Raw genomic sequence first — 222 nt, forward strand, 5'->3', positions numbered from 1 at the left:
CTCATTCTTTCAGGCAGGGAAGGTAGTTTTTTCCCAAGCAGCATAATGTGTCGATATTTGTCCTGCCAACTTCTAGAAGCAGTCACTTGGTCAAAGATTCGATCTTGAGAAAACTCCGAAGCATGCTCACCTTCAAGCTGGTTAAAGAATGCTGAATGACCTTCAACTTCTTTACTGTCATGAGAAGCATCAAACTCCCCCTTCACAATGCTGCTGAGCGCC

At 44.6% G+C, this 222-nt stretch carries 1 pseudogene; it reads right to left on the bottom strand.

What is annotated here, in order from left to right:
* Window positions 1–222: pseudogene (locus tag CWC28_RS22100) on the bottom strand (SufE family protein); the annotation flags it as partial.

This window comes from Pseudoalteromonas sp. S4492 (assembly GCF_005886115.1).
Lineage (GTDB): Bacteria > Pseudomonadota > Gammaproteobacteria > Enterobacterales > Alteromonadaceae > Pseudoalteromonas > Pseudoalteromonas gelatinilytica.